This is a genomic window from Nocardia sp. NPDC006982, from assembly GCF_042869435.1.
In the GTDB taxonomy this organism is placed as follows: Bacteria; Actinomycetota; Actinomycetes; order Mycobacteriales; family Mycobacteriaceae; genus Nocardia.
The window spans coordinates 402,115-403,684 of sequence record NZ_JBIAFV010000007.1; the positions used below are offsets into that span (position 1 = coordinate 402,115).

General features: G+C 67.0%; 1 protein-coding gene and 1 pseudogene. Both read left to right on the forward strand.

The genetic code is table 11. The features are described 5' to 3' along the window. Positions 1-62 precede the first annotated feature (62 nt). A pseudogene (locus ACFYOW_RS28765) lies at positions 63-185 on the forward strand (IPT/TIG domain-containing protein); the annotation flags it as partial. A 24-nt stretch (positions 186-209) separates the two neighbouring features. After that, positions 210-1,570 (forward strand): beta strand repeat-containing protein (locus tag ACFYOW_RS28770; protein WP_387293251.1); only part of this gene is annotated, 1,361 nt, incomplete at its 3' end.

Sequence of the window (1,570 nt, forward strand, 5' to 3'; positions counted from 1 at the left end):
CGGTTCCCACGCTGACCGCCGTCGCACCGAACGCCGGTCCGGTAGCGGGCGGGACGACCGTCGTGCTCACGGGCACGAATCTGACGGGTGCGACCGCGGTGAATTTCGGTGGTACACCGGCGACTTCGTTCGTCGTGGACTCCTCGACGCAGATCACCGCGGTCGCCCCCGCAGGTGCGGCTGGAACGGTGTCGGTCACGGTCACGACCGTGGGTGGAACGAGTAACGGTGTCTCCTACACCTATGTTGCGGTGCCGACACTGACAACCATCGCCCCGAACGCTGGTCCGGTGACCGGTGGGACGACCGTCGTGCTCACGGGCACAGCCCTGACGGGTGCGACCGGAGTGAGTTTCGGTGGTACACCGGCGACTTCGTTCGTCGTGAACTCCTCGACGCAGATCACCGCGGTCGCCCCCGCAGGTGCGGCTGGAACGGTGTCGGTCACGGTCACGACCGTGGGTGGAACCAGTAACGGGGTCTCCTACACCTACGTCGCAGTCCCCACCCTCACGACCATCGTCCCCAACGCTGGTCCGGTGGCCGGCGGGACCACGGTCGTGCTCACCGGCACGAATCTGACGGGTGCGACCGGAGTGAGTTTCGGTGGCACCCCGGCGACTTCGTTCGTCGTGAACTCCTCGACGCAGATCACGGCGGTCGCCCCCGCAGGTGCGGCCGGGACGGTGTCGGTCACGGTCACGACCGTGGGTGGAACCAGTAACGGTGTCTCCTACACCTATGTTGCGGTGCCGACACTGACAACCATCGCCCCGAACGCTGGTCCGGTGACCGGTGGGACGACCGTCGTGCTCACGGGCACAGCCCTGACGGGTGCGACCGGAGTGAGTTTCGGTGGTACACCGGCGACCTCGTTCACCGTGAACTCCTCGACGCAGATCACCGCGGTCGCCCCCGCAGGTGCGGCTGGAACGGTGTCGGTCACGGTCACGACCGTGGGTGGAACCAGTAACGGGGTCTCCTACACCTACGTCGCAGTCCCCACCCTCACGACCATCGTCCCCAACGCTGGTCCGGTGGCCGGCGGGACCACGGTCGTGCTCACCGGCACGAATCTGACGGGTGCGACCGGAGTGAGTTTCGGTGGCACCCCGGCGACTTCGTTCGTCGTGAACTCCTCGACGCAGATCACGGCGGTCGCCCCCGCAGGTGCGGCTGGAACGGTGTCGGTCACGGTCACGACCGTGGGTGGAACCAGTAACGGTGTCTCCTACACCTATGTTGCGGTGCCGACACTGACAACCATCGCCCCGAATGCCGGTCCGGTGGCCGGTGGGACGACGGTCGTGCTGACCGGCACGAATCTGACGGGTGCGACCGCGGTGAGTTTCGGTGGCACCCCGGCGACTTCGTTCACCGTGGACTCCTCGACGCAGATCACTGCCGTTGCCCCCGCAGGGGCGGCCGGGACGGTACTGGTCACGGTCACGACCGTGGGTGGAACGAGTAACGGGGTCTCCTACACCTATGTTGCGGTGCCGACACTGACAACCATCGCCCCGAATGCCGGTCCGGTGGCCGGTGGGACGACGGTCGTGCTGACCGGCAC